Below are 23,647 nucleotides of genomic sequence, written 5' to 3'. Positions count from 1 at the left end.
ATGAGCTTCGCCGTCCGGTGGCCCGACGGGACGGTCCGGGACTACTACTCCCCCAGTCTGGTGATCCACGATCACCTCACTGTCGGCGACCGCCTCAGCGTGGCCGAGTTCCGCCGCCGGGCCACCGACGGGCTCACCGAGGCGGGCGAGCGGGTCCGCGCGCGCTACGGCTTCCTGTGTAGCTCCGCTGCGGACACCGCCGCCCAGGTGGCCTCCGCGTCCCGGGTCCACCCCGGGGACGCCCTCGTCGAGGTCGTCTCCATGCACCCCCCGCTGCCTTCCGCGTCCCAGCCCCCCGCGCCGGACCTCCGATCCGTCGCCCCGGACCCCCAGGAGCACCCATGAACCCCACGCAGGTCTCCCCCGTCGCCCATGTCCCGGTGCTCGTCATCGGCGGCGGCCAGGCCGGACTGTCGGTGAGCCACCACCTCGGCACTGCGGGTGTCGACCACCTGGTGGTGGAGAAGCAGACCGCCGTCCACGCCTGGGCCGACACCCGGTGGGACTCGTTCACGCTCGTCACGCCCAACTGGCACTGCCGACTGCCGGGCTACCACTACGAGGGCCCCGATCCCGACGGGTTCATGACCCGCGACCAGGTGGTCGAGTGGCTGCACGGGTGGCTGGAGACCTTCGACCCGCCGCTCGCCGAGCACACGGCGGCCACCCGGCTCCGCCGGACCGGCACCGGCTTCGAGGTGACCCTCGCCGGACCGATCGGCGAGCGGACCATCACCGCGGACGAGGTGGTGGTGGCTACCGGCGGCTACCCGGTCCCCGTGATCCCGCCCTACGCTTCGTTCCTCGACCCCGCGGTGACGCAGCTGCACTCCGAGCAATACCGCAACCCCGATCAGCTGGACGAGGGCGCGGTCCTTGTGGTGGGCTCCGGCCAGTCCGGCGCTCAGATCGCCGAGGACCTGCACCTGGCCGGGCGCCGGGTCCACCTGGCCGTGGGGGGCGCCCCGCGGGTCGCGCGGTTCTACCGGGGCCGGGACTGCATGACCTGGCTCGCGGACATGGGCCTGTACGACACCCCAGCACAGCAGTACCCCGGAGGCAAAGCCGCGCAAGAGAAGACCAACCACTACGTCACCGGCCGCGACGGCGGACGCGATGTGGACCTGCGGCGCTTCGCCGCAGAGGGCATGCGGTTGTACGGCACGCTCACCTCGGGCCGGGACTCCGGGCTGCGCTTCGCTCCGACGCTGAGCGACGCCCTGGACTCCGCGGACCGCGTGTACAACTCCATTTGCGCGGACATCGACCGACACATCGACGCACACGGGATCGACGCCCCGCCGCCGTCGCGGTACGAGCCGGTGTGGGCGCCCGAGGCCGACCCGACGTCACTCGACCTCGCCGCGGAGGGCATCACCACGATCATCTGGGCGATCGGCTACCGGCCCGACTACCGCTGGATCGAGGCCAGCGCGTTCGACGGCGCCGGCCACCCCATGCAGACCCGCGGCGTGACGGAGGTCCCCGGCCTGTCGTTCATCGGCCTGCCCTGGATGCACACCTGGGGCTCCGGCCGCTTTCTCGGCATCGACCGCGACGCGGCCCACCTGGCCGAGGGCATCATCGCCCGCAGTCACGCCACCAGAGAGGAACAGGCATCATGACCACCTCCACCACCGGGGCATCCACCTCGACCCGGGTCGACCTGGCCCTCCTCGGCATCCGGGGCACCCCTCCGTTGCACCGCAGTGGGGGCGCGGGACCCAGCGACGACGGGCACCTCGTCGTCTCCGGGCGCGACGCGGCGATCCCCCGCAATCCCGACAGCCCCTTCGTCTTCGACGGCGACCGGGTCCTGCGTGACGGCGTCGACACCGGGCTGGAGATCTCCGCGATCGGCCGACCCCGGTTCTACGACCGCACGACCTCCGACGGGGTGCCCTACGAGAAGATCGCGCGCCTCCACGGCCGGGACGTCCTGGCCACGACGGTGGTGCAAACCTGCATCCGCTACCGCCGGGAGGAGCGCTGCCGGTTCTGCTCGATCGAGGAGTCGCTGCGCGCGGGCACGACGGTGCCAGTCAAGCAACCCGAGCAACTTGCCGAGGTCGCCCGTGCCGCCGTGGACCTGGACGGGATCACCCAGATGGTCATGACCACCGGGACCTCGGCGGGCCGCGACCGCGGAGCCGCCCACCTGGCCCGCTGCGTCCGCGCCGTCAAAAAGGCGGTCCCGGAGCTGCCGATCCAGGTCCAGTGCGAGCCACCCGCCGACCTGGCGGTCCTCACCGACCTCCGCGACGCCGGTGCCGACGCGATCGGCATCCACGTCGAGTCGCTCGACGACGACGCCCGCCGGCGGTGGATGCCCGGCAAGTCGTCAGTGCCCCTGGCGGAGTACCGGGCCGCGTGGGACGAGGCGGTCCGCGTGTTCGGACGCAACCAGGTCTCGACCTACCTGCTCGTGGGACTCGGCGAGGACCCCGACGAGATGATCGCCGGGGCCAAGGAGTTGGCCGAGTCGGGCGTCTATCCGTTCATCGTCCCGTACCGCCCCCAGTCGGGGACGCTGGCCGTCGACGTCGACGGGGCACCCGCCCCCGATCAGCGACGCGTGGAGTACATCAGCCGCGAGGTGGGCGCGCACCTGGGGCGCATCGGGATGGCCGGGGCCGACCAGCGCGCCGGCTGCGCGGCGTGCGGGGCGTGCAGCGTGCTGCAGTCGGTCGGGGGCTGAGACGATGCTCGAAATCCGAGACCTCACCGGCCCCGCCCTTTCGGGCCGGACCCGCACGGCGGAGTCCGTCCTGGGCTCGGCCGCCGCGTCCCTCCTCGCGGGAGGCCGCCGCGCGGAGCCGGGCCCGGTGGTGCGGATCGCCGAGGATCCACGTACCGTCGCCGCCTACCACCGGCTCCGGCACGAGGAGTTCGTACTCCGCCAGGGGCTCTTCACCGTGAGCGACCTCGACGAGGTGGACTCCGATCCCCGCACTCTGGTGCTCGTCTCCGTCGCCCCCGACGGCACGGTCCTCGGCGGCGTCCGGATCGCGCCGTGCGCGCAGCCGGACATCGGGTGGTGGTCCGGCAGCCGACTCGTCGTGGCCGACACTGCCCATTCCGGCGGCATCGGCCCAGCCCTGATCCGCTCCGCCTGCGCGCACGTGGAGGCCCGAGGTGTGCTGCGGTTCGACGCCACCGTCCAGGACCGCTACTCGCCGCTGTTCACCTCCCTGGGGTGGGTCGACACCGGGGCGGGGCCGGTCGTCGCCGGTCGCGCCCACCGCCGGATGAGGTGGCCGGTCGACCGGATCCAGCGCCTCGCCGACTCCACCAAGTCCCTGCTGTCGGGACTCCTGTCCCCGTTCGCCGGGCAGCCCGGTGGCCTCGGTGCGACCGGGTTCCGCGGTGACGACGGGGCGCCGGTGCCGGGCACCGATCTCATCGCGGCGTGCGACGCCATCCTCCCCTCGATGGTCGAGCGTGACCCCGAGTGGGCGGGGTGGTGTTCGGTCCTGGTCAACCTCGGCGATCTCTCGGCCATGGGCGCCGACCCCGTGGGGCTGCTGGACGCCGTCGCCGCGCCGACCAGCTCCCATCTCGAGCGGATCGTCAAGGGCGTGGCCGCGGCCGCCGCGGCCTGGGGTGTACCCGTGCTCGGCGGCCACACGCAGGTCGGTGTCCCGTCCGCGCTGTCGGTGACCGCGCTCGGGCGCACCTCCCGGCCGGTCCCCGCCGGAGGCGGGCGCGTCGGCCACACCCTGTCCCTCACCGCAGACCTCGGTGGTTCCTGGCGCCCGGGCTACCACGAGCGGCAGTGGGACTCCTCCAGCAGCCGGACCTCCGAGGAGCTTCGACTGCTCTCCGGGCACGTGGCGCAGATCGCACCCGCCGCCGCCAAGGACGTGAGCATGGCCGGGATCGTCGGCACGGCGGGAATGCTGGCCGAGGCCTCCGGGACCGGTGCCCAACTCGACGTCGCTGCGATTCCGCGCCCCCGGGGGGCGAGCGTCGGCGCCTGGCTCACCTGCTTCCCGGGCTACGCCATGCTCACCACGGACCGTGCCCCCGCCCCGTCACCCGCGGGGCCGGCGGTCAGCGCGGCGTGCGGTCGCCTCACCGCCGAGCCCGGGGTGAGGCTGCGGTGGCCCGACGGCGAGGTGACCGTCGCCGTCGCCGGCACCGTCACGGGGCTGGGCCCCGCCTGATGCGCACGGTGACCCTGGGGGCGCTGGCCGGGAACTTCGGACGGGATCTCCCGCGGTGCGTCGGCAAGGCCGTCGGGATCATCGACGCCGCCGCCCGCGACGGCGTGGACCTGCTCGTCTTCCCGCACGCGACCCTCGGCGGCTACCTCGGCGACCTGCGTTCGCCCTCGACCGAGACCCTCCCGCCGGCGCTCGATCCCGACGGCCCGGAGCTGGCCGCCATCGCCGCCGCCGCGGGGGACATGACCGTCTGCATCGGGTACACCGAGGCCGGAGACGGGACGCGCTACAACACCGCCGTCTGCCTGACCGGCGACGGGGTGCTCGGCGTCCACCGGAAGGTCCACCAGCCCGTGGACGAGGGCACCCACTACGCCGCCGGGGAGACGTTCCGCGCGTTCGACACCCCGGTCGGGCGCCTGGGGATGCTCATCGACTACGACAAGACCTTCCCCGAGTCGGCGCGATCGCTCGCCCTCGATGGCGCCCAGGTGGTGGCCACCCTGTCCGCGTGGCCCGCCAGCGTGACCGACCGCGCCGCGCGACTCCCCGCGGACCGTCAATCCCGGCTGTTCGACCTCTACGACTGCGCGCGGGCCGCCGAGAACCAGGTGTTCGTGGTGGCCTCCAACCAGACCGGAGTCATGGGCTCCCTCCGCTTCCTCGGCCAGGCCAAGGTCGTGGGGCCCGGCGGCGAGGTCCTCGCGGCCACCCGGTCCAAGGGCGGGATCGCGAGGGTCGAGGTGGACCTCGACACGAAGCTCCGCCGATCAAGGAGGGTCCTCAACCACCTCGCGGAGCGACGACCCGAGACCTACACGCCGCCACCGCAAGGGGACCCGCCGTGCGCATAGCCCTGCTCACCTACTCGACCCGACCGCGCGGAGGCGTGGTCCACACCCTGCACCTGGCCGAGGCGCTGGCCCGGACCGGAGCCGCCGTGACGGTGTACTCGCTGGCCCGCGGCGCGGATGCCGGCTTCTTCCGAGAGGTCGACCCCGCCGTCACTGTCCGTCTCGCACCGTTCCCGGATCGCCCAGGCGAGTCCGTCACCGACCGCATCGTGCGCTCGATCGCCACCCTGCGCGAGTTCGTCGATCCGGACGGCTTCGACATCGTCCACGCCCAGGACTGCATCAGCGCCAACGCCGTCGGCCGGTGCATCCGCACCATCCACCACCTCGACGACTTCACCACCCCCGTACTGGTGGACTGCCACGAGAAGGCCATCACCACCCCCTACGCGCACGTGTGCGTCTCCGACGCCGTCGCCACCGAGGTCCGGCGGGGGTGGGGACTGTCCCCCACGGTGATCCCCAACGGCGTGGACCACGCCCGCTTCGCGCAGGTCGCTGGCCCGGGGGCCGGGGCGGTCTCCGCCCGCGAACGGTGGCGCAGCGACCTCGGCCCGTACGTGCTGGCCGTCGGCGGCATCGAACCCCGCAAGGGCAGCATCGATCTCCTCGAGGCGTTCGCGCTGATGCGCCGGAGGCGTCCGGACCTCTCGCTCGTCTTTGCCGGCGGGGAGACCCTGTTCGACTACCGCGACTACCGCGCGCGCTTCGACCGGCGGTGCGTGGAGCTGGGGATCGACCCCGTCGTCCTCGGGGTGGTACCGGAGGGAGACCTGCCAGGCCTCGTCGCGGCGTGCGACGTCTTCGCCTTCCCCTCCACCAAGGAGGGCTTCGGGCTGGCCGCCATGGAGGCGCTCGCGGCCGGCCGGCCGGTGGTCGCCCGCGACCTGCCGATCCTCCGAGAGGTGTTCGGCACCTGCGTGGAGTACGCCGCGTCCATCCCTGAGCTCGCCGACCGCCTGGAGTCGGCACTCTCCCCCGATCCCGTCAGGGCCCGGGACGGCAGCACTCTGGCCGCCTCGCTGACCTGGGACGCGGCGGCCGCAGTGCACATGCGGTTCTACGCCGACCACTCCCGCGGCCACCAAGGGCAGCGTCCACCGTCGCAGGAGCGCGCGGGCTGATCGGCCATCGGTATGCTTGCCGCATGCGCGAGACCTCAGACGCCCCCCACGACGACCCCACGGGCGCCCCCGCGGGCCCGGTGACGATCTCCCCCGCCGCGGCCACCGCCGACGACGCCGCCCCCGACACGATCGGCGCGCGCGTGTTCACCGACCGGTGGATCGGCGTGCTCCTCACCCTCGGCTCGGCCCTCGCGCTGGTCGCGTCGTTCGAGCTCAGCCTGGACAAGATCCGGCTGCTGGAGAACCCGGACTACACGCCGGCGTGCAACTTCTCCATTCTCATGAGCTGCAAGAGCGTCATCAACTCCGAGCAGGGGGCGGCGTTCGGGTTCCCCAACCCGTTCATCGGGCTGATCGGGTTCGGCATCGTGATCGCGATCGGCGTCGCCGCCGCCACGGGTGTGCGGTTCCCGCGCTGGTACTGGGTGGGTGCGCTGCTCGGGCTGACGTTCGCCGCCGGATTCGTCCACTGGCTGGCCTACCAGTCGATCTTCCAGATCCGGGTCCTGTGCCCGTGGTGCATGGTGGTGTGGGCGGCCACCATCCCCATGTTCTGGTACACGCTGCTGCACGTGTTGGCCAAGCTCACCCGGGCGCGGTGGGTGCGCGCACTGCAGCGGTGGCACCTGGTGCCCGTGGTGGTCTGGTACCTCGCGGTGGCCGGGGTCATCCTGTGGGCGTTCTGGGACTTCTACTGGGCCGACTTCTTCGCCAACCTCTGACCGGCCGTGGAGTACACCGGGGTCGACGTCGTGATCCCCGCCCACGATGAGCAGGACCTGCTGGCGGGCTGCCTCGACGCGCTCGAGGACTGCACCGCCGCCACCCCGGTCCCGGTGACCGTGACGGTCGTGCTGGACTCCTGCCGCGATGCCACCGAGGAGATCGCGCGGGGCCGGGCCCGGATCGTGCGGACGAGCGCCCACAACGTCGGCATCGCCCGCGCGCGCGGGTTCGACTCGCTGCGGCGGCCCTCATCGTCGTCGCCCGGCTCCGTGCCGTCCCCCTCGCGGCGCTGGTACGCGACCACCGACGCCGACTCCCGCGTGCCCCGCACGTGGCTCACCGACCAGCTGGCGGTCGCCCGCTCCGGCGCCGACGTGGTGGCGGGCCTGATCGCGGTCGACGACTGGTCGGACTGGACCCCCGCCACCCGGCTGAGCTACCTCGAGGGCTACCACCCGGGCCCCGGCCACCGGCACATCCACGGCGCCAACATCGGCATCTCCGCCCGCGCCTACCGGCAGCTCGGCGGCTTCGACCCGCTCCCTGTCCACGAGGACGTCCAGCTGGTCCGGCGCGCGCAGGAGGCCGGACGGACGGTGGCGTGGTCCACCGCCGCGCCGGTGATGACCTCGGCCCGCCGGACCGCGCGCGCCCCCGGGGGCTTCGCCGGTCACCTCGCCGCCACGGAGAGCGCCGCGACCGAACGCGCCGCCAGCGCAGGGACCACCGCGTCATGACCGCGTGTCCGCGAGCAAGGAGGCCCCGTGAGCAACACTGACGTGCCCCCCGGCGGCTCCCCGGACGCCGCTTCGTCCGCCGACCTGGCCCGCGAATGGGTCCGCGCCGGCCGCGCCGACCTGCCCCTGCCCGCCCGCGGCGACACCCGGACGAGATGGTCCGAGCTCACCGCGATGTGCACCCGGGACGTCTCCGCCGGCCGCCTGGTCGAGGCCCACGCCGACGCCGACGCGATCCTCGCCGAGATCTCCGGCACCCGCGTGGGGCGCAACGAACTGTGGGGCGTCTGGGCGGCCGAACCGCCGACGCCCGTGCTCCGCGCCCGGCGCGTGGGCGGAGGCTCGGGCAGTGGCTCGGGCGGTGGTTCAGACGGTGGCTCGGGCAGCCGGTGGGTACTCGAGGGGGTCAAGGCCTGGTGCTCCGGCGGCGACGTGTGCACGCACGCCCTGGTCACCGCGTTCGACGACGACGAGCCGCGCCTCTTCGCCGTCGACCTGCGTCAGCCCGGTGTCGCGCCCCGGGCGGGCGGCTGGGCGCACCCGGGGATGGCGGGCAGCCGTACCACCTCCGTCGAATTCACCGACGTGCCGGCCCGCTCCGTCGGGGACCACCGCTCCTACCTCGAGCGGGCCGGGTTCTGGCACGGTGGGATCGGGGTTGCCGCCTGCTGGCTGGGCGCCGGGATCGCCGTGGCCCGGCCCCTGCTCGCGCGGGCGACCCGGCCCGACGTCGACCCCCACGCGCTGGCCCACCTCGGCGCCGTGGACGTGGCCTTGGGAGGGGCGTCGTGGGCGCTGGACGCCGCCGCCGCGGAAGTCGATCGCGACGGACCCGGCGCCGACCTCACCGTCGCGCGCCACCGGGCCGTGCGCGTGCGGGCGATGGTCGAGGCCGCGGTGGACGAGACCATCCGGCGTGTCGGCCGGGCGCTCGGCCCGGGACCGCTCGCGATGGACCCGCGCCACGGGCAGAACGTCCTCGACGCCGAGGTGTACATCCGGCAGTTCCACGCCGAGCGTGACCTCGCCGGGCTGGGCGCCACCGCCCGCACCCACGGCGGGTGGGCGCGATGACCACCGATCCCGCCGAGGGCGGTTCCACCCACTGGACCGGCATCGGGCTCGACGACCGCGGCACTACCCACGCCGCCTGGGACGCCTGGTTCGGCGGGCGTACCGCCGACCCGGAGCTGACCGTTCCGTCCGGGGTCCGGCGGGTGGTCGTGGTCGCGCCGCATCCCGACGACGAGATCCTCGGCGTGGGCGTCACCGCCGCCCGGTTCGCCGCAGCCGGGGTGGAGGTGGTGATCGTGGCCGTCACCGACGGCGACGCCTCGCACCCCGACTCCCCCACGGTGACGCCCGCGCGGCTCACCGCGCTGCGGATCTCCGAGAGCCGGCGCGCCTGCGCGGCCCTGGGCCTTCCCGAGCCGGTGCGGATCGGACTGCCGGACGGCGGGGTCCGCGGGCACGAGACGCGTCTGGCCGACGCGATCGCCGAGGCGATCGGTGACGTCCCCGGCGAGGACTGCGTGGTGCTCAGCACGTGGCGCGGAGACGGCCACCCCGATCACGAGGCCTCCGGACGCGCGGCCGCCCGGGCCTGCGCCGCCACCGGAGCGCGACTGGCGGAGTACCCGGTGTGGACCTGGCACTGGGCCGAGCCCGGCGATCGGCGCGTGCCCTGGGACCGGCGGCGTCGCGTCGTGCTCACCGACGCCGAGCTCGCCGCCAAGCAGGCGGCGGTGGCGGAGTTCGTCACCCAGGTCGCTCCGCTGTCCGATCGGCCGGGGGACGAGGCGATCCTGCCCGACTGGATCCTCGACCGCCTGGTCACGCGCTCCGAGACGGTGTTCTGGTGAGCACCCCGGGCCACTACTTCGAGGAGATGTACTCCGGGTCGGCAGACCCCTGGGACTTCGCCGGCTCGTGGTACGAACTGCGGCGCTACGGGCTCCTCGTCGCCTCTCTCCCCGAACAGCGGTACCGCGTGTGCTTCGAGCCCGCCTGCTCGGTGGGGGTGCTCACCGAGATGCTCGCCGAGCACTGCGACGAGGTGCACGCGGTGGACGTCGTCGACACCGCCGCCGAGCAGGCCCGCGCGCGCATCGACCGCGCGGGGTTGGACCACGTGCACGTGCGCACCGCCGACGCGTTGGACCCGTGGCCCGGGCGGTCCTGCGACCTGTTGGTGCTCTCGGAGTTCCTCTACTACACGCCGGTCGACGGACTCGACGACCTGCTCACCGCGCTGCTGCAGCTGGCCGAACCCGGTGGGACCGTCGCGGCCTGCCACTGGCTGGGTCAGTCGGACGACCACGCCTGCCACGGCGAGGACGTCCACGCCGCACTCGCACGCCGCACCGACCTCACGCGGCTCGTCCACCATCGCGAGGAGCGTTTCCTCCTCGAGGTCTTCCGTCGCACCTGATGGCCGGCTGCAACTAGTCCGCCTTCGGCTGCGGCTGCGGCTGCGGCTGCGGCTCCGAAGCCGGCGCCTCGGCCTCGGCTCGAGAGACGAGGTGCACGATCGCCTCGGTGTGGAGCCGGAACAGCTCCGTGACGTCGGCGTCCCCGGTCAGGGACGCGAGGAAGATCCCATCGCCTCCGGCGAGGGCATAGGTGGCGAGCACCCGGGCATCCGCCTCGGGTAGCCGCGGACGGACCCGCCGGAACTCCGCCGCGATGCGCTCCAGGGCGTCCCCGCGCAGACGCAGATAGATTCCCCGGGCGGCCGGCTCCACGGGACGCTGCTCCAGCGCCAGCATCAGGCCCAGCCGGAGGAAGTCCGGGGACTCGCGGAACGTCCGGGCCACGCCCAGACAGAAGGCGGTCACGCGCTCCCGCAGGGCTTCGCCCTCCCCGCGGGTGACCTGGCCCAGCCACAGCTCGACGCTCTCCTCGACTACCGCCGCCAGCAGTGCGTCCTTGTCCGCGAAATGCCAGTAGATCGAGCTCGCCGGGAGCCCGCTCGCCTTACTGACCTGCGCGATCGAGGTCCCCTCATACCCGCGTTCACCGGCCACCTCGGCGGCCGCCTCGATGATCCGGCGCCGGGACTCCCGGCCCTTGGCGCGGGTGCGCCTGCCAGTGGACCCCGTTGGCTTCCCCGCCATCCGCTCCCCCGCTCCCTGTGTCCGGCGACTCATTGCGAATCGCCCCGGATCAGACTTACTGTAGTGATCACTACAGTACCGCGCGACGGCAGACGCCAGCGCAGGAAAGGTGGAGAAATGATCGAATCACTGACCCGGAACTGGTGGGTCCAACTCATCCGCGGAGCACTGGCGATCGCCCTGGGCGCGACCGCACTGGCCTCCCCCACCACGGGCATGACGCTCGCGGTGTTCCTCGTGGCGGCCTTCGCCATCGGTGACGGCGCCATGACCATGACGACCGGAGTGGCACTCCCGGAACGGACCCCCGGCCGCGGTGGCCTCATCCTCGCCGGCGCCGGATTCATGATTCTCGGGCTGGTCGTCCTGTTCTGGCCCGGCATCTCGGCCACCGCGTTGATCCTGCTGTTCGCCGCCTGGCTGGTGGCCTCCGGCGCCCTCGTCGCCTACGGAGCCCAGACCCTGCGCTCCGAGATCCCCGACTCGTGGGTCATGGTGACGCTCGGTGTCGTGCTGGCGGTGGTGGGACTCGGGCTGGGCGTCGTGGGCCCGGCGGCGGTCGACACGGTCGTCACCTTCGCCGGCTGGTTCGGTCTCGCCGTCGGCGCGGTCATGGCCGCCGTGGCGTTCCGACTCCGCGCCGACTCCGACCGGCTCGATGGCCGGGTGGCCGTCGCAGCCTGAACCGCGCCACCCTCAGCCCCCGGCAAGGGCCGGGGAGCGACCTACTACGGGCTTCCGGGCCCCGGGCGCATGTCGCGGCCCTGCGGTGTGCCACCGGGGTGACTCGGCCCGCTGTACTTCTCGAGGACGTCGACCTCGAGCGTCGGCGAGGGATCGAGATGCGAGAGGCCGTTGAAACAGAGGTTGACGATGTGCGCGGCGACCTCTTCCTTGGGCGGCGTGCGGGCGTCGAGCCACCACTGGGCGGTCCCGGAGACCATCCCGACCAGGGCCTGCGCGTACACACTGGTGGTGATGGGGTCGAACCCGCGGGCGACGAACTCCTCCTCGAGGATGTAGGTCACGCTGGCGGTGGCGTCGTTGAGCAGGGTCGAATACGAGCCCCCACCCACCGGGGACGATTCGCGCACAAGGATGCGGAAGCCGTCCGTGCGCTCCTCGACGTAGCGCAGCAGCGCCATCGCCGCGCGCTCGATGCGCCGCCGCGACCCCTCGCCCTGCAGCGCCTCGGTGATCTCCGCGCCGAGGTAGGCGAGCTCGCGGTCGCACACGACCGCGTAGAGCCCCTCCTTGCCTCCGAAGTGCTCGTAGACCACCGGCTTGGACACCCCCGCCGCGGCGGCGATGTCCTCCACCGTCGCGGCGTCGTAGCCGTTCTCGGCGAAGATCCGTCGGCCGACCTCCACCAGCTGCTGCCGCCGCTTGGCGGCGGACATCCTGGTCCTCGGTGTCGGTACGCCCACGCCCGTCATGCCCCACCCCTTTTTCTGATACCCCGAGGATAGCCACGCGCGAATTCCGCTCCCCCCCGACCGGCGGCAACACTGCTGCTCACGGCGGCCAGGGCCCATCGGTGCGCAGGTGCGCACCGATGGGCCCGATCTCATGTGCCAGACTGGTGACGGCCCGTTCGCGGGCCGTTCCCCCGTGGTGTAATCGGCAACACTCCTGATTTTGGTTCAGGCATTTCAGGTTCGAGTCCTGGCGGGGGAGCTAGAAGATCCCGCCGAAGATCCCCACGGCCAGCACCAGCAACAGGATCGCGATGATCGCGAACACCGCCAACGCCGGTTGCCGTGCGCGCCGCGGCTTCTTCTCCACCTCGGCATCGGGCTGGAAGGCCGGGTCCTGCCCGGGTTGCCCGGGTACGTTCGTTCCGGTCACGTGAATCGCTCCTCTTCCATCCGGGCGTAGGCCTCCAGCAGCTCGAGGGCGTGCTCTCCGGCAGCACCCTCCGCTAGCAGGCCCGTACGCATCGACTCCGCCATCTCCCTACCGTGCGGGAACGGCGGCAGCAACGGCATGTCCGGGTCGGTGATCGCATCGATCACTGTCGGCCGGTCCGCGAGGAACGCCTCCTCCAGGGCGGGAACGAGCTGGTCGGGGTCGTCCACGCGCACCCCGCGCAGCCCCAGCAGCTCGGCGTAACCGGCCACGTCGAACGGCGGCACGTCCTGCGACCGGGCGAACCGCGGCTGGGCCTCGCTCTCGCGCTGCTCCCAGCTCACCTCCGCCAGGTCCCGGTTGCTGAGCACCACGATCACCATCGTCGGGTCCTCCCAGCTCGGCCACGCCTCGGAGACGGTGATGAGCTCGTTGATCCCCAGCATCTGGATTGCCCCGTCGCCGGCCAGGACCGCGACGGGCTTGGCGGGCGCGGTGGCCTTGGCGGCGATCGCGTACGGGATCCCGCAGCCCATCGACGCCAGCGTGCTCGACAGGTGCGCAGGGACGGTCGTCGGCAGGCTGATCTGTCGGACGTAGTGGTAGACGCTGCTGCCCACGTCCACGGCGAGCCGCGCATCGTGGGGCAGGCGCTCGCCCAGTCGCCGCGCGACCAGCTCCGGGTTCAGCCCGCGCGCCGGCACCTCGGAGCGCATGCAGGAGATCTCCCACCACTGCCCCACCCACTTCTCCACGTCGCCGCGCCAGGCGGAGCGGTCGCGGTCGGCCACGCGTCCGGTGAGTTCGCGTAGTGCGGCCGCGGCGTCGCCCACCATGCCGACCTCGATCGGATACCGGTTGGCCAGGTGCACCGGGTCGAGGTCGATCTGCACGGCCCGCGCCCGCCCGGGCTCCGGGTAGAACTCGGTCCAGGGGTCGTTCGATCCGACGATGAGGAGGGTGTCGCAGTTCTGGAGGATGCGCGCGCTCGCCGTCGTCCCCAGATGGCCCATGGTCCCGCCCACCAACGGCGAGGACTCGTCCACGTAGGGCTTACCCAACAGGCTCATCGTCACGCCGGCGTCCAGGCGCTCGGCGAGCTCCATCAGTTCCGCCTGCGCACCGGCGACGCCGCGCCCGGCCAGGATCGCGATCCGCTCCCCCGCGTCGAGCACCTCCACGGCGCGCGCCACGTCGTCGTCGCGGGGGGTGGTGACCCCGTGGGTCCATTCGGGGGCGGTGACCACCACCCCGTGCTCCTGGTCGAGGTCCTCGCCCAGCTCCGGGGACTCGGCGTTCTGCACGTCGTGGGGAAGGATGACGACGACGGGGGTCCGGTGCGTCAACGCGGAGCGGAACGCCCGGTCGATCACCATGGGCGCCTGCTCGGCCGTCGACACCGTCTGCAGGTACGGCCCGGCCACGTCCGCGAAGACGTTGCCGAGGTTGATCTCCTGCTGGTAGCCCGACCCGAGCACGCTGGTGTGCTGCTGCGCGACGAGCGCCACCACGGGCACGCTGTCGAGTTTGGCGTCGTACAGGCCGTTGAGCAGGTGTATCGCGCCGGGGCCCTGCGTGGAGGTCATCACCCCGACCGCGCCCGAGTACTTGGCGTCGGCCACCGCCATGAACGCCGCCGACTCCTCGTGGCGGGCCCGCCCGAACGTCGGGGCGATCTCGGCGCGCTGCAACGCGCCGAGCAGTGGGTTGTTGCCGTCTCCGGCGTAGCCGTAGATCCGTTCGACGTCCCAGGCCACCAGTCGTTCGACGACGAGGTCGGCCACCGTCCTGTCCGTGGTCATACGCGTGCCCCTTCCGCTCGTCAGCCGTAGTGGCCCCACCGTAGGGGGCGCACCCGCGGCCCTCCACCGGTCATGGTGGCGCGGGCCCGCGGAACCGGTTGTCCGGCGGGTGGGGTGGACCTATCGTCCGGGCATGGACACCGATCTCAAGGCACTCGCCCTGGTGTGCTCGCTCAAGGCCTCGCCCGCCGAGTCGAGCAGCGACCTCATCGCCCGGCAGGTCCTCGACGAACTCGCCGGTCACGGCGTGACCGGGGAGACCGTCCGGGTCGCGGACTTCGACGTCCGTCCGGGGGTCGACGACGACATGGGCGACGGCGACGAGTGGCCCGCCATCCTCGAGAAGGTCCGAACCGCCGACGTCCTCGTGTTGTCCACGCCGACGTGGCTCGGCAATCCGTCCAGCATCGCGCAGCGGGTGCTGGAGCGTCTCGACGCGCAACTGTCGGCCGCCGACGACGAGGGCCGTCCCGCGATGTTCGGCAAGGTCGCCGTGGTCGCGGTGGTGGGCAACGAGGACGGCGCGCACAAGATCGTCGCCGACATGTTCCAGGGCCTGAACGACATCGGGTTCACGATCCCGGCGCAGGGCTGCACCTACTGGAACAACGAGGCCATGAACCCGGTGGACTACAAGGACCTCGACTCCACGCCGTCGGCCGTGGCCTCGACCATCACCACGCTGTCGTCCAACGCGGTGCACCTGGCGCGGTTCCTGCGCCGCGAGCAGTACCCGGCGGTCTAACCCTTGGTGCTCCGCTCGACCGCGCTGCGGACGGTGTAGCGCAAGAACGCCGGGAAAGCGATCGCGCAGATCACCACGCCGATCACCACCAGCACGCCACCACCCGACGCGGCGACCGCCGTGCCGACCGAGGCCGCCGCCACGCCGTGCGCGACGTCGCCGATCCGCGGGCCACCGGCCACGACCACGATGAACACGCCCTGCAGACGGCCGCGCATCTCGTCGGTGGCCGAATCCAGCAGGATCGCCTGGCGGAACGCGGCCGAGATCATGTCGACGGCTCCGCCGAACGCCAGCGCGGCGAGCGCCAGCCACAGCCACCACGCGGAGCCGCCGGGCGAGGCCGCGCCCACGAACACCCCGAACGCGACCATCGCCGCGCCCCACAGCGCCACGCACACCAGCACCGCCAGGCCCTGCCTGCGTACGCGCGGGATCCACCCGGAGAACACCCCGCCGGCCACGGCGCCCACGCTCATCGCGGCGAACAACAGACCGAGGGCGGTCCCGCCGGTCGCGGGGTCGCCGAAGGACTCGGTGGCGATCTGCGGGAACAGGGCCCGCGGCATGCCGAAGACCATCGCGACGATGTCCACGAGGAACGAGGCCAGGAGGATGCGGCGGGTGGCCAGGTAGGCGAACCCGTCGATCACCGACCGCGGCCCCACCGATCCCCGCTCCCCCGCCACCGGCTGCGGCGGGAGCCGGAACACCGCGTACAGGGTGGCCAGCAGCGCGACGGCGGTGAACAGGTACATCGTGGACAGTCCCAGGACCGGGATGAGGATGCCCGCGGACAGGGGCCCGACGATCGCCCCGAACTGCATCACGGTCATGTTCAGGGCCGAGGCGGAGGCCAGCTGGTCGGAGGGGACGATCCGGGGGATGATCGCCGAGCGGGTGGGCTGGTTGACCGCGAAGAACGCCTGCTGCACCGACAGCAGCATCATCACCACCCACACGTTCCGGTTGCCCGCCGCGGCCTGCGCCCAGAACAGCAGTGAGGTCACGATCAGCCCGGTGGTGGTGACCATGAGCAGGCGACGCCGGTCGAGGGCGTCGGCCAGCGCACCGCCCCACAGGCCGAACACCACGAGCGGCACCAGCGCGAACACGCCGGTGAGCCCCACATACGCAGAGCTGCGGGTGATCTCGAAGACCTGCTGCGGCACCGCGACGATCGACAACTGCGCCCCGATGACCGTGACGATGTTGGCGAGCCACAACCTGCGGAAGTCCGGCTGCCGCAGTGGCCGCGTATCCGCCAACTGGCGCCTCAGGACTGACACGCGGGGCAGGCTACTCCGCCTCAAGACGGTTCGAATCGTCGGAGTCACCCTCTATCCTTGGGGCTCTGTCCGCCTTGGGACCCTGTCCGCTCGCCGGACGTACCCGGACCCATCCATCACCACCACCGTGCGCGCCGCGCGCCGAGGAGACTTGATGACCACACCCGAGACCGACCGTTCAGCGCCCGAACACACGCAGACCGCGGTCATCGTCCTGGCCGCCGGCTCCGGCACCCGCATGAAGAGCGCCACGCCCAAGATGCTGCACCGGGTGTGCGGGCGGACGATGCTCGGCCACGCACTGCACGCCGCGGCGGGACTCGAACCGGACGCGATCGTCGTGGTCGTCGGCCATCAGCGCGACCAGGTCTCGGCGGCCGTCGACGAGTTGTCGGCCGAGCTCGGCGTTCCGGTCTCCACCGCGGTGCAGGAGGAGCAGAACGGGACGGGCGACGCCGTGGCGGCCGGCATGTCGGGACTGCCTGCCGACTTCTCGGGCACCGTGCTCGTCACCACCTCGGACATCCCCCTGCTCGACGCCGACACCCTGCGCGAGGTCGTGACGCGCCACGACCTGCGACCGCGCGCCGCGGTCACCGTCCTGACGTCGACGGCGCCCGACCCCACGGGGTACGGCCGCATCGTGAGGAACGACGACGGCGAGGTGCTGCGGATCGTCGAGCACAAGGACGCCTCGGAGGACGAGCGGGCGATCGACGAGGTCAACTCCGGCATCTACGCCTTCGACGCCCTCGTCCTGCGGGACAAGCTCGGGCAGCTGGGCACGGACAATTCGCAGGGCGAGCTGTACCTCACCGACGTCATCCAGCTCGCGCGACGCGACAACGGCCTCATCCGCGGGCACCGTGTCGAGGACCCCGATCTGGTCGCGGGCGTCAATGATCGCGTGCAGCTCGCAGCCCTGGCCGGCGAGATGAACCGTCGCCTCTGCGAGTCGGCGATGCGGGGCGGCGCGACGATCGTCGACCCGTCCAGCACGTGGCTCGACGTGGGCGTGGCCACGGGCCGCGACGTGACGATCCTGCCGGGCACCCATCTGACGGGCGCCACCGAGATCGGCGACGGTGCGACCGTCGGACCGGACACCACGCTGCAGGACACGGTGGTCGGCGAGGGTGCCACGGTCGTGCGTTCACATGCGGTGCGCGCCACAATCGGGGCTGGCGCGGAGGTGGGCCCGTTCGCCTACCTGCGGCCCGAGGCGGACCTGGGCGAACGGAGCAAGATCGGCACGTTCGTCGAGGTCAAGAAGTCGACGATCGGGGCGAACACCAAGGTGCCGCACCTGACCTACGTGGGCGACGCGACGATCGGCGAGCACACCAACATCGGGGCGTCGAGCGTGTTCGTCAATTACGACGGGGTGAACAAGAACCGTACAGTGATCGGCGATCACTGCCGCACCGGTTCGGACACCATGTTCGTCGCACCTGTGACCGTCGGAGACGGGGCCTATTCGGGCGCGGGTACCGTGATCAAGGACGACGTCCCACCCGGAGCCCTCGCGGTCTCGGGCGGACGGCAGAGGAACATCGACGACTGGGTGATAGAGAACCGGCCCGATTCCGGTTCTGCAGAGGCCGCCCGTCGTGCCCGGAACGACACCCAGAAGGACGGACTCACGCAGTGAGCGAGTGGATCGACAACCAGAAGAACCTGATGTTTTTCGCGGGGCGCGCGCACCCCGAACTCTCCGACCAGGTCGCCGCCGAACTGGGCGTCGAGGTCACCCCCCAGACCGCCAGGGACTTCGCCAACGGCGAGATCTTCGTCCGCTTCGAGGAGTCCGTCCGCGGCTGTGACGCGTTCGTGCTGCAGAGTGCCCCGGCGCCGCTGAACAAGTGGATCATGGAGCAGCTCATCATGATCGACGCGCTCAAGCGGGGAAGCGCCAAGCGGATCACCGCTGTCCTGCCGTTCTACCCGTACGCGCGGCAGGACAAGAAGCACCGCGGCCGCGAGCCGATCTCGGCCCGTCTCATCGCGGACCTGCTCAAGGCCGCCGGCGCGGACCGCATCATCACGGTCGACCTGCACACCGACCAGATCCAGGGCTTCTTCGACGGTCCCGTGGACCACATGCACGCCCAGGGCCAGCTCTCGGACTACGTCCGGCAGCACTACGGGACGGACAACATCGTCGTGGTCTCCCCCGACGCCGGCCGCGTCAAGGTGGGCGAGAAGTGGGCCGACGCCCTCGACGGCGCGCCGCTCGCGTTCGTCCACAAGACCCGCGATCCCAACGTGCCCAACCAGGTGAAGTCCAACCGCGTGGTCGGTGACGTGGAGGGCAAGACCTGCGTCCTGATGGACGACATGATCGACACCGGTGGCACCATCGCCGGCGCCGTCAAGGTCCTCAAGGACGCCGGTGCCGGCGACGTCATCATCGCCACCACCCACGGCATCTTCTCCGATCCGGCCGCCGAGCGTCTCGCCAACTGCGGGGCCAAGGAGGTCATCACCACCGACACGCTCCCGATCCCGCCGGAGAAGCGGTTCGAGAACCTCACCGTGCTGTCCATCGCGCCGCTGCTGGCCCGGACCATCCACGAGGTCTTCGAGAACGGGTCGGTGACCAGCCTCTTCAACGGGAACGCCTGACATGACCGCGGACCCGGCGGGGCGCGCCACGATCTACCACAACCCCCGCTGCTCCAAGTCCCGGCAGGCGCTGGAGCTGCTCCGCGAGCGGGGTGTGGAGCCGACGGTCATCAAGTATCTCGACACTCCCCCGGACGTCGAGCAGCTGCGCACCCTCATCTCCGACGCCGGCCTGACGGTGCGGGAGGCGGTGCGCGTCAAGGAAGCCGAGTTCACCGAGCTCGGCCTCATCGACGCCTCGGATGACGACCTGCTCGCGGCGATGGTCGCCCATCCCCGGCTCATCGAGCGGCCCTTCGTCGTCACCGACAAGGGCACCCGCCTCGCGCGTCCCACGGCGGCGGTCGAGGAGATCCTCTGACGCCCCGCCGCTGACGGTGCGCCGTCGCCGCGTCCGAACCCGCCGCACCCTTGTCCGGGAGCGGCGGGTTCGCTGCGATTTTGGGCCCCGCACCCCTCGGCGCTAGGCTGGTCGGGTCATCTCGGCGAGGGAGGACCCGCATCAACCCGGGTCACTCCGTTATCGACGCGATCATTGTCGGCGTGGTCCCGGTGGACCGGCCCGGCGATCGTCTCGATCGCCGAGGAGGTCATCACCCGTAGGGCGTCCCGCTCTCCCACCCGACGAAAAGGCGATCATGGCCAAGGAAATCAACAACCTCAAGACCTCCACCCGCACCGAGTTCGGCAAGGGCTCCGCCCGCCGCGCCCGTCGTGAGGGCAAGGTCCCCGCGGTGCTGTACGGCCACCACACCGAGCCCCGCCACCTGCTGCTCGACGCGCTCGAGTTCGCCGCCGTGCTCCGCGCGCACGGCACCAACTCCCTGCTCACCCTCGACATCGAGGGCGAGGAGCAGCTCGCGCTGCCCAAGCAGATCGACGTGCACCCGCTGACCCGCATCATCGAGCACACCGACCTGCTCGTCGTGCGCAAGGGCGAGAAGGTCGTCGTCGAGGTCTACGTCGTCCTCGAGGGTGAGGCCGCCCCCGGCACCCTGGTCACGACGGACGCCGACTACATCGAGATCGAGGTCGAGGCCACCGACATCCCCGAGGAGTTCACGCTCTCGGTGGAGGACGTCGAGGCCGGCACCCAGTTCACCGCCGCCGACATCACGCTGCCCGCCGGCGCCACCCTGGTCTCCGATCCGGAGACCCTGCTGGTCAACGTCATCGAGGCGCCGTCCGAGTCCGACCTCGAGGACGACGAGGAGGCTGCGCCCCAGGGCGAGGCCGCCGAGGACGCCGCGAAGGCCGCCGAGGAGGGCTGATCCTCCCCCGCGTGAATCACGCGGACGCCGCCTGACCGGCGGCACCCGGCCACGGGCCCGGAACGACCACAGCGTCGTGCCGGGCCCGTCCCGTATTTCGCCGGCCCGGCCCCTCCACGCCGAGGGCTCGGCATCAGCCGCGGACGAGGCCGATCGCCAGGACCAGCATCATCACGGCGATGCCGGCGTCGAGCACCCGCCACGCCCCGGGCCTGGCGAACAGCCCCCGCAACGCCTTGCCACCGAACCCGATGAGCGAGAACCACAGCACGCCCGCGATGAAGGCCCCAGCCGCGAACACCCAGCGCAGGTCGGTCCCCTGTTGGTTGGCGAGCGTGCCGAGGAACACCACGCAGTCGAGGTAGGCGTGCGGGTTGAGCCAGGTGAACGCCGCGCACGCCGCCAGCGCCCCGAGCGTCGACGGGACCCGCGCGTTGCCGTCGACCTGCAACCCGTCGCCGGGCCGGATCGCGCGGGACGCGGCGAACGCCCCGTAGGCCAGCAGGAACACGACCCCGATCCACTTCATGACCGTGATCGCCGCCGGCGCCGATTCGATGAGCACCCCCACGCCCGCCACCCCGAGCAGGATGAGCGCGGCCTCGGACACCACGCAGAAGGCCACGATGGGAACCATCGCCACATCGCCACGGATCGAACGCTGGAGGACGTAGGCGTTCTGCGCGCCGACGGCGGCGATGAGCCCGAGGCCCATGCCGACGCCCATGAGAAGTGTGGAAGTAGCGGTCACGACGTCACCGTAGGCCCGGTTTCATCAGTAGTGCCACTGCACTTTCTGCACTAACATTAGCCATGCTTATGAACACCCTGCAGCTGGACCACCTCCGCACCCTCGCCGCCGTCGTGGACCTCGGCTCGTTCGAGGCCGCCGCCGCCCACCTGCACATCACCCAGTCGGCGGTGTCCCAGCGGGTCCGCGCGCTCGAGGAGTCGGCGGGGCGGATCCTCGTCCGTCGCGACCGCCCGATCTCTGCCACCGCCTCCGGCGAGATCGTGCTGCGTACAGCGCGGCAGATGCTCCACCTCGAGGAATCCCTCGCCGGCGAGCTCGACGACCCGGCGTCGGCCCAGGAGCATGTGGTCCTGGCCGTGGCGTGCAACTCCGACTCGCTGGCGACCTGGTTTCTCGATGCCATGACCGAGGTCCACGCGGCCGGCCGGGTGGTCTTCGACATCCGCCGCGAGGACGAGTCCCTGTCCAGCGAGTTGCTGCGGCGCGGCGAGGTGATGGCCGCGGTGACCAGCCAGTCCCGGCCGGTCCAGGGTTGCCGCTCGCAGCCCCTGGGGTCCATGCGGTACCTGGCCTGCGCGAGCCCCGGGTTCGTCGCCCGGCACCTGCGTGACGGCTCGACCACCGCCGCGCTCGGCCGGGCGCCCATCGTCGACTTCGACCGCAGCGACGGCCACCAAAACAACCACTATCGCCGCCTGGCCCGCCGGGAACCCACCGGGCCGCGGCACTTCATCCCCAGCTCGCACGATCACGTCCGGGCGATCGTCGCCGGGCTGGGCTGGGGCCTGATCCCCGAGCACCTCGCCACCCCATGGCTGGTCTCCGGCGAGATCGTCGACGTCTCCCCCGACCATTTCCTCGACGTCCCCCTGTTCTGGCAGCACTGGAAACTGCAGTCACCCGACCTCGACGCCCTCACCGCCGCCGTCCTCGACACCGCCCGCACCGAGCTGCGGAACTGATCGGACAGGTGCGCCCGGGCGGGCCGACGCCGTCTGGGATCATGGCCCCGTGACTACCGCTTCCACGCCCGGCCCCACGCCCGGCCCCACGCTCATCGTGGGTCTGGCCAACCCCGGACCCGACTACGAGGGCACCCGCCACAACATCGGCTGGGACGTCCTGCAGGAGTTGGCGTCCCGCGCCCTGCCGATGCCGGCGAGCTTCTCCACCCACAAGCGGACCAACTGCGAGATCGCCCAGACCCGGCTCGCCGACAAGCCCGTGGTCCTGGCCCGCCCCCGCAGCTACATGAACCTCTCGGGCGGGCCGGTCGCCGCGGTCGCCAAGTACTTCTCGGTCACGCCCACCGACATCATCGTGATCCACGACGAGATCGACATCGACTTCGGGCAGGTCCGCCTCAAGCGCGGTGGCGGCGAGGGCGGCCACAACGGCCTGCGCTCGCTGTCCGGCTCACTCGGCACCCGCGACTACATCCGCGTCCGCGCCGGGGTCGGCCGTCCGCCGGGCCGCATGGCGGTGGCTGACTTCGTACTCAAGCGCTTCTCCAAGCTCGAGCAACCCGATGTGGCGTTCCTCATCCAGGACGCCGCCGACGCCGTGGAACTCCTTCTCGAGCACGGGCTGGAGACGGCCCAGAACCAGGTCCACTCCGCGTGACGCGCTCCCGGCGGTTCGAGCGCGAGGCCCACCTGGGCTCCGGAGCCGAGCTCTTCCGCCGCGCGGGTGCAGCACTCGTCACCTGGGACCTGCACCGGCGGGCAGGCCTCGTCGTCGACGCCACCAGGCCCGCCACCCCCGGCCGCACCGTCACCCTCCGGCCGCGAACGGGCCCGGGCGCGTGGCTACGGCTCACCGCCCCCTGCGAGGTCACGGAAGTCATCGACCGCCCCGACGCGCGGGGGTTCACCTACCGCGCCCTACCCGGCCACCCCGAGCGTGGATGGGAGACGTTCCTCGTCCGGCACGATCCCGTCACCGACGCCGTCGCGCTCACCCTCACCGGCGAATCCGCGCACGCCACCCTGCTCGCCCGGCTGGGCGCACCCGTCGCCCGGCTCGAACAGGAGCGGATCACCCGCCGCTACCTCGCCGTCCTGCGCGACCGGCCCTGACCCGACATCACAGCGCGGGGACATCACAGTGCTCGGACATCACAGTTCATAGAGCTCCCGCAGCCGGTCGAGCAGCGCCACCAACGACCCCTCCCGCAGCGCCTCCGCGACCGCGCCGTCGTAGAACCGCTCGGACCGGACCACCCAGGTGAGCAGCGCGCGGGTCAGGTCCTCGTCCGACTGCTCCGCCAACCCGGTGAGGTCGGTCAGGGAGCCGTCCGATAATCCGCGCCGCTCCAACTCGTCGAGGTAGCCGTGCCGGGTGAGCACTCCCCCGCCGAACTCCTCCATCACGGCCAGGGTGTCCTCGTCGTAGGTCGGGTACCGCACCAGGTACGCGCCGTTGCGGTCCCGCCGACCGCCCGCCCAGGTCACGCCGTCCAGCCCGCGCAGCCGCTCCGTCACCGGCATCAGCCGCCGGAGCGCGGCCCTGCGCTCCTCGAGTTCGTGCCTGTCACTGCTCTCGCCCATGCCAGTTCCTGCCTCCGCGCGTCCCGTGACGCGGCTCG

At 71.9% G+C, this 23,647-nt stretch carries 27 protein-coding genes and 1 tRNA gene; 21 read left to right on the top strand and 7 right to left on the bottom strand.

Annotation, left to right across the window (positions count from 1 at the left end; genetic code table 11):
• The 11 genes from J1M64_RS17565 to J1M64_RS17515 are packed head-to-tail and all read left to right on the top strand — an operon-like array spanning position 1 to position 10,041.
• Positions 1-345 carry an MSMEG_0570 family nitrogen starvation response protein gene (locus J1M64_RS17565; protein ID WP_241261738.1) on the top strand — a complete coding sequence of 115 codons (345 nt, stop codon included), beginning with the start codon at positions 1-3 and terminating at the stop codon, positions 343-345.
• Positions 342-1,625, top strand: a complete 1,284-nt coding sequence (locus J1M64_RS17560; RefSeq protein WP_206474967.1) for an MSMEG_0569 family flavin-dependent oxidoreductase — start codon at positions 342-344, stop codon at positions 1,623-1,625. The genes J1M64_RS17565 and J1M64_RS17560 overlap by 4 nt, the downstream gene beginning before the upstream one ends.
• Positions 1,622-2,698 carry an MSMEG_0568 family radical SAM protein gene (locus tag J1M64_RS17555; RefSeq protein ID WP_132061754.1) on the top strand — a complete coding sequence of 359 codons (1,077 nt, stop codon included), beginning with the start codon at positions 1,622-1,624 and terminating at the stop codon, positions 2,696-2,698. The genes J1M64_RS17560 and J1M64_RS17555 overlap by 4 nt, the downstream gene beginning before the upstream one ends.
• Positions 2,699-2,702: 4 nt before the next feature.
• Complete coding sequence (locus J1M64_RS17550; protein WP_206474966.1) at positions 2,703-4,166, top strand: MSMEG_0567/sll0787 family protein; 1,464 nt, start codon at positions 2,703-2,705, stop codon at positions 4,164-4,166.
• A complete protein-coding gene (locus J1M64_RS17545) occupies positions 4,166-5,020 on the top strand; it encodes a carbon-nitrogen hydrolase family protein (RefSeq protein ID WP_061913868.1) in 855 nt (284 codons plus the stop codon). The genes J1M64_RS17550 and J1M64_RS17545 overlap by 1 nt, the downstream gene beginning before the upstream one ends.
• The gene (locus J1M64_RS17540) at positions 5,011-6,144 is read left to right on the top strand and encodes an MSMEG_0565 family glycosyltransferase (protein WP_206474965.1); all 1,134 of its coding nucleotides are present in this window, start codon (positions 5,011-5,013) and stop codon (positions 6,142-6,144) included. The genes J1M64_RS17545 and J1M64_RS17540 overlap by 10 nt, the downstream gene beginning before the upstream one ends.
• 23 nt (positions 6,145-6,167) lie before the next feature.
• A complete protein-coding gene (locus J1M64_RS17535) occupies positions 6,168-6,869 on the top strand; it encodes a vitamin K epoxide reductase family protein (RefSeq protein ID WP_069390289.1) in 702 nt (233 codons plus the stop codon).
• 6 nt (positions 6,870-6,875) lie between these two features.
• Positions 6,876-7,610, top strand: a complete 735-nt coding sequence (locus J1M64_RS17530; RefSeq protein WP_206474964.1) for a glycosyltransferase family 2 protein — start codon at positions 6,876-6,878, stop codon at positions 7,608-7,610.
• Positions 7,611-7,637: 27 nt separating this feature from the next.
• Positions 7,638-8,684 (top strand): acyl-CoA dehydrogenase, encoded by a 1,047-nt coding sequence (locus J1M64_RS17525; protein WP_374220868.1) that lies wholly within the window; start codon positions 7,638-7,640, stop codon positions 8,682-8,684.
• The gene (locus J1M64_RS17520; RefSeq protein ID WP_206474963.1) at positions 8,681-9,472 is read left to right on the top strand and encodes a PIG-L deacetylase family protein; all 792 of its coding nucleotides are present in this window, start codon (positions 8,681-8,683) and stop codon (positions 9,470-9,472) included. Before J1M64_RS17525 ends, J1M64_RS17520 begins: the two co-directional genes overlap by 4 nt.
• Positions 9,469-10,041, top strand: a complete 573-nt coding sequence (locus J1M64_RS17515) for a trans-aconitate 2-methyltransferase (RefSeq protein WP_206474962.1) — start codon at positions 9,469-9,471, stop codon at positions 10,039-10,041. The genes J1M64_RS17520 and J1M64_RS17515 overlap by 4 nt, the downstream gene beginning before the upstream one ends.
• Positions 10,042-10,054: 13 nt before the next feature.
• Here the strand turns inward: J1M64_RS17515 and J1M64_RS17510 are convergent, their stop codons facing one another.
• Positions 10,055-10,726, bottom strand: a complete 672-nt coding sequence (locus J1M64_RS17510; RefSeq protein WP_206474961.1) for a TetR/AcrR family transcriptional regulator — start codon at positions 10,724-10,726, stop codon at positions 10,055-10,057.
• 117 nt (positions 10,727-10,843) lie between these two features.
• Here J1M64_RS17510 and J1M64_RS17505 point away from each other — a divergent pair, with 117 nt between their 5' ends.
• Positions 10,844-11,410 (top strand): HdeD family acid-resistance protein, encoded by a 567-nt coding sequence (locus J1M64_RS17505; RefSeq protein ID WP_206474960.1) that lies wholly within the window; start codon positions 10,844-10,846, stop codon positions 11,408-11,410.
• Between the two features lie 44 nt (positions 11,411-11,454).
• Here J1M64_RS17505 and J1M64_RS17500 read toward each other — a convergent pair whose 3' ends face one another.
• Entirely contained in the window at positions 11,455-12,126 is a 672-nt protein-coding gene (locus J1M64_RS17500) for a TetR/AcrR family transcriptional regulator (RefSeq protein WP_067713378.1), read from the bottom strand.
• Between the two features lie 205 nt (positions 12,127-12,331).
• On the opposite strand from J1M64_RS17500, the gene J1M64_RS17495 reads away from it, so the two are divergent.
• A tRNA-Gln gene (locus J1M64_RS17495) sits at positions 12,332-12,403 on the top strand.
• On the opposite strand, the gene J1M64_RS17490 is transcribed toward J1M64_RS17495, so the two are convergent.
• Together J1M64_RS17490 and J1M64_RS17485 are read right to left on the bottom strand one after the other, a co-directional pair.
• Entirely contained in the window at positions 12,404-12,574 is a 171-nt protein-coding gene (locus J1M64_RS17490) for a hypothetical protein (protein WP_167457817.1), read from the bottom strand.
• Complete coding sequence (locus tag J1M64_RS17485) at positions 12,571-14,376, bottom strand: thiamine pyrophosphate-requiring protein (RefSeq protein WP_206474959.1); 1,806 nt, start codon at positions 14,374-14,376, stop codon at positions 12,571-12,573. Before J1M64_RS17485 ends, J1M64_RS17490 begins: the two co-directional genes overlap by 4 nt.
• A gap of 133 nt (positions 14,377-14,509) precedes the next feature.
• Between J1M64_RS17485 and J1M64_RS17480 the strand changes: the two genes are divergently transcribed.
• A complete protein-coding gene (locus tag J1M64_RS17480; protein WP_096907125.1) occupies positions 14,510-15,121 on the top strand; it encodes a flavodoxin family protein in 612 nt (203 codons plus the stop codon).
• Here J1M64_RS17480 and J1M64_RS17475 read toward each other — a convergent pair.
• Positions 15,118-16,401 carry an MFS transporter gene (locus J1M64_RS17475; RefSeq protein ID WP_206475043.1) on the bottom strand — a complete coding sequence of 428 codons (1,284 nt, stop codon included), beginning with the start codon at positions 16,399-16,401 and terminating at the stop codon, positions 15,118-15,120. The genes J1M64_RS17480 and J1M64_RS17475 overlap by 4 nt on opposite strands.
• Positions 16,402-16,564: 163 nt before the next feature.
• On the opposite strand from J1M64_RS17475, the gene glmU reads away from it, so the two are divergent.
• The 4 genes from glmU (at position 16,565) to J1M64_RS17455 (ending at position 20,306) form a co-directional block, all read left to right on the top strand.
• The gene (gene glmU / locus J1M64_RS17470) at positions 16,565-18,061 is read left to right on the top strand and encodes a bifunctional UDP-N-acetylglucosamine diphosphorylase/glucosamine-1-phosphate N-acetyltransferase GlmU (RefSeq protein ID WP_206474958.1); all 1,497 of its coding nucleotides are present in this window, start codon (positions 16,565-16,567) and stop codon (positions 18,059-18,061) included.
• Positions 18,058-19,035 carry a ribose-phosphate diphosphokinase gene (locus tag J1M64_RS17465; protein WP_067713365.1) on the top strand — a complete coding sequence of 326 codons (978 nt, stop codon included), beginning with the start codon at positions 18,058-18,060 and terminating at the stop codon, positions 19,033-19,035. Before glmU ends, J1M64_RS17465 begins: the two co-directional genes overlap by 4 nt.
• 1 nt (position 19,036) lies before the next feature.
• Positions 19,037-19,396, top strand: coding sequence for an arsenate reductase (glutaredoxin) (arsC, locus tag J1M64_RS17460; RefSeq protein WP_067713362.1), 360 nt, complete (start codon positions 19,037-19,039; stop codon positions 19,394-19,396).
• A 277-nt stretch (positions 19,397-19,673) separates the two neighbouring features.
• Positions 19,674-20,306, top strand: a complete 633-nt coding sequence (locus tag J1M64_RS17455) for a 50S ribosomal protein L25/general stress protein Ctc (RefSeq protein WP_067713359.1) — start codon at positions 19,674-19,676, stop codon at positions 20,304-20,306.
• A 133-nt stretch (positions 20,307-20,439) separates the two neighbouring features.
• On the opposite strand, the gene J1M64_RS17450 is transcribed toward J1M64_RS17455, so the two are convergent.
• The gene (locus J1M64_RS17450) at positions 20,440-21,057 is read right to left on the bottom strand and encodes a LysE/ArgO family amino acid transporter (protein WP_069389952.1); all 618 of its coding nucleotides are present in this window, start codon (positions 21,055-21,057) and stop codon (positions 20,440-20,442) included.
• A gap of 62 nt (positions 21,058-21,119) precedes the next feature.
• Here J1M64_RS17450 and J1M64_RS17445 point away from each other — a divergent pair, with 62 nt between their 5' ends.
• The 3 genes from J1M64_RS17445 to J1M64_RS17435 are packed head-to-tail and all read left to right on the top strand — an operon-like array spanning position 21,120 to position 23,138.
• Positions 21,120-22,022, top strand: a complete 903-nt coding sequence (locus J1M64_RS17445) for a LysR family transcriptional regulator ArgP (RefSeq protein WP_374220867.1) — start codon at positions 21,120-21,122, stop codon at positions 22,020-22,022.
• A 49-nt stretch (positions 22,023-22,071) separates the two neighbouring features.
• On the top strand, positions 22,072-22,683 hold the full coding sequence (pth, locus tag J1M64_RS17440; RefSeq protein WP_206474957.1) for an aminoacyl-tRNA hydrolase: 612 nt from the start codon (positions 22,072-22,074) through the stop codon (positions 22,681-22,683).
• On the top strand, positions 22,680-23,138 hold the full coding sequence (locus J1M64_RS17435; RefSeq protein WP_206474956.1) for a DUF1990 family protein: 459 nt from the start codon (positions 22,680-22,682) through the stop codon (positions 23,136-23,138). The genes pth and J1M64_RS17435 overlap by 4 nt, the downstream gene beginning before the upstream one ends.
• Before the next feature lie 39 nt (positions 23,139-23,177).
• On the opposite strand, the gene J1M64_RS17430 is transcribed toward J1M64_RS17435, so the two are convergent.
• Positions 23,178-23,609 carry a DUF6508 domain-containing protein gene (locus J1M64_RS17430; protein ID WP_206474955.1) on the bottom strand — a complete coding sequence of 144 codons (432 nt, stop codon included), beginning with the start codon at positions 23,607-23,609 and terminating at the stop codon, positions 23,178-23,180.
• Between the last annotated feature and the right edge of the window lie 38 nt (positions 23,610-23,647).

Origin of the sequence: Dietzia sp. KRD202 (assembly GCF_017168155.1) — a bacterium.
Taxonomy (GTDB): Bacteria; Actinomycetota; Actinomycetes; order Mycobacteriales; family Mycobacteriaceae; genus Dietzia; species Dietzia kunjamensis.
Note: the sequence above shows the minus strand (reverse complement) of the source record. Positions and strands in the feature narration are given on the sequence as shown.

Coding starts and splice junctions, on each gene's coding strand:
- J1M64_RS17565 (WP_241261738.1), top strand. CDS start 1: ATGAGCTTCGCCGTCCGGTGGCCCGACGGGACGGTCCGGGACTACTAC.
- J1M64_RS17560 (WP_206474967.1), top strand. CDS start 342: ATGAACCCCACGCAGGTCTCCCCCGTCGCCCATGTCCCGGTGCTCGTC.
- J1M64_RS17555 (WP_132061754.1), top strand. CDS start 1,622: ATGACCACCTCCACCACCGGGGCATCCACCTCGACCCGGGTCGACCTG.
- J1M64_RS17550 (WP_206474966.1), top strand. CDS start 2,703: ATGCTCGAAATCCGAGACCTCACCGGCCCCGCCCTTTCGGGCCGGACC.
- J1M64_RS17545 (WP_061913868.1), top strand. CDS start 4,166: ATGCGCACGGTGACCCTGGGGGCGCTGGCCGGGAACTTCGGACGGGAT.
- J1M64_RS17535 (WP_069390289.1), top strand. CDS start 6,168: ATGCGCGAGACCTCAGACGCCCCCCACGACGACCCCACGGGCGCCCCC.
- J1M64_RS17520 (WP_206474963.1), top strand. CDS start 8,681: ATGACCACCGATCCCGCCGAGGGCGGTTCCACCCACTGGACCGGCATC.
- J1M64_RS17510 (WP_206474961.1), bottom strand. CDS start 10,726: ATGGCGGGGAAGCCAACGGGGTCCACTGGCAGGCGCACCCGCGCCAAG.
- J1M64_RS17505 (WP_206474960.1), top strand. CDS start 10,844: ATGATCGAATCACTGACCCGGAACTGGTGGGTCCAACTCATCCGCGGA.
- J1M64_RS17500 (WP_067713378.1), bottom strand. CDS start 12,126: ATGTCCGCCGCCAAGCGGCGGCAGCAGCTGGTGGAGGTCGGCCGACGG.
- J1M64_RS17485 (WP_206474959.1), bottom strand. CDS start 14,376: ATGACCACGGACAGGACGGTGGCCGACCTCGTCGTCGAACGACTGGTG.
- J1M64_RS17480 (WP_096907125.1), top strand. CDS start 14,510: ATGGACACCGATCTCAAGGCACTCGCCCTGGTGTGCTCGCTCAAGGCC.
- glmU (WP_206474958.1), top strand. CDS start 16,565: ATGACCACACCCGAGACCGACCGTTCAGCGCCCGAACACACGCAGACC.
- arsC (WP_067713362.1), top strand. CDS start 19,037: ATGACCGCGGACCCGGCGGGGCGCGCCACGATCTACCACAACCCCCGC.
- J1M64_RS17455 (WP_067713359.1), top strand. CDS start 19,674: ATGGCCAAGGAAATCAACAACCTCAAGACCTCCACCCGCACCGAGTTC.
- J1M64_RS17445 (WP_374220867.1), top strand. CDS start 21,120: ATGCTTATGAACACCCTGCAGCTGGACCACCTCCGCACCCTCGCCGCC.
- J1M64_RS17430 (WP_206474955.1), bottom strand. CDS start 23,609: ATGGGCGAGAGCAGTGACAGGCACGAACTCGAGGAGCGCAGGGCCGCG.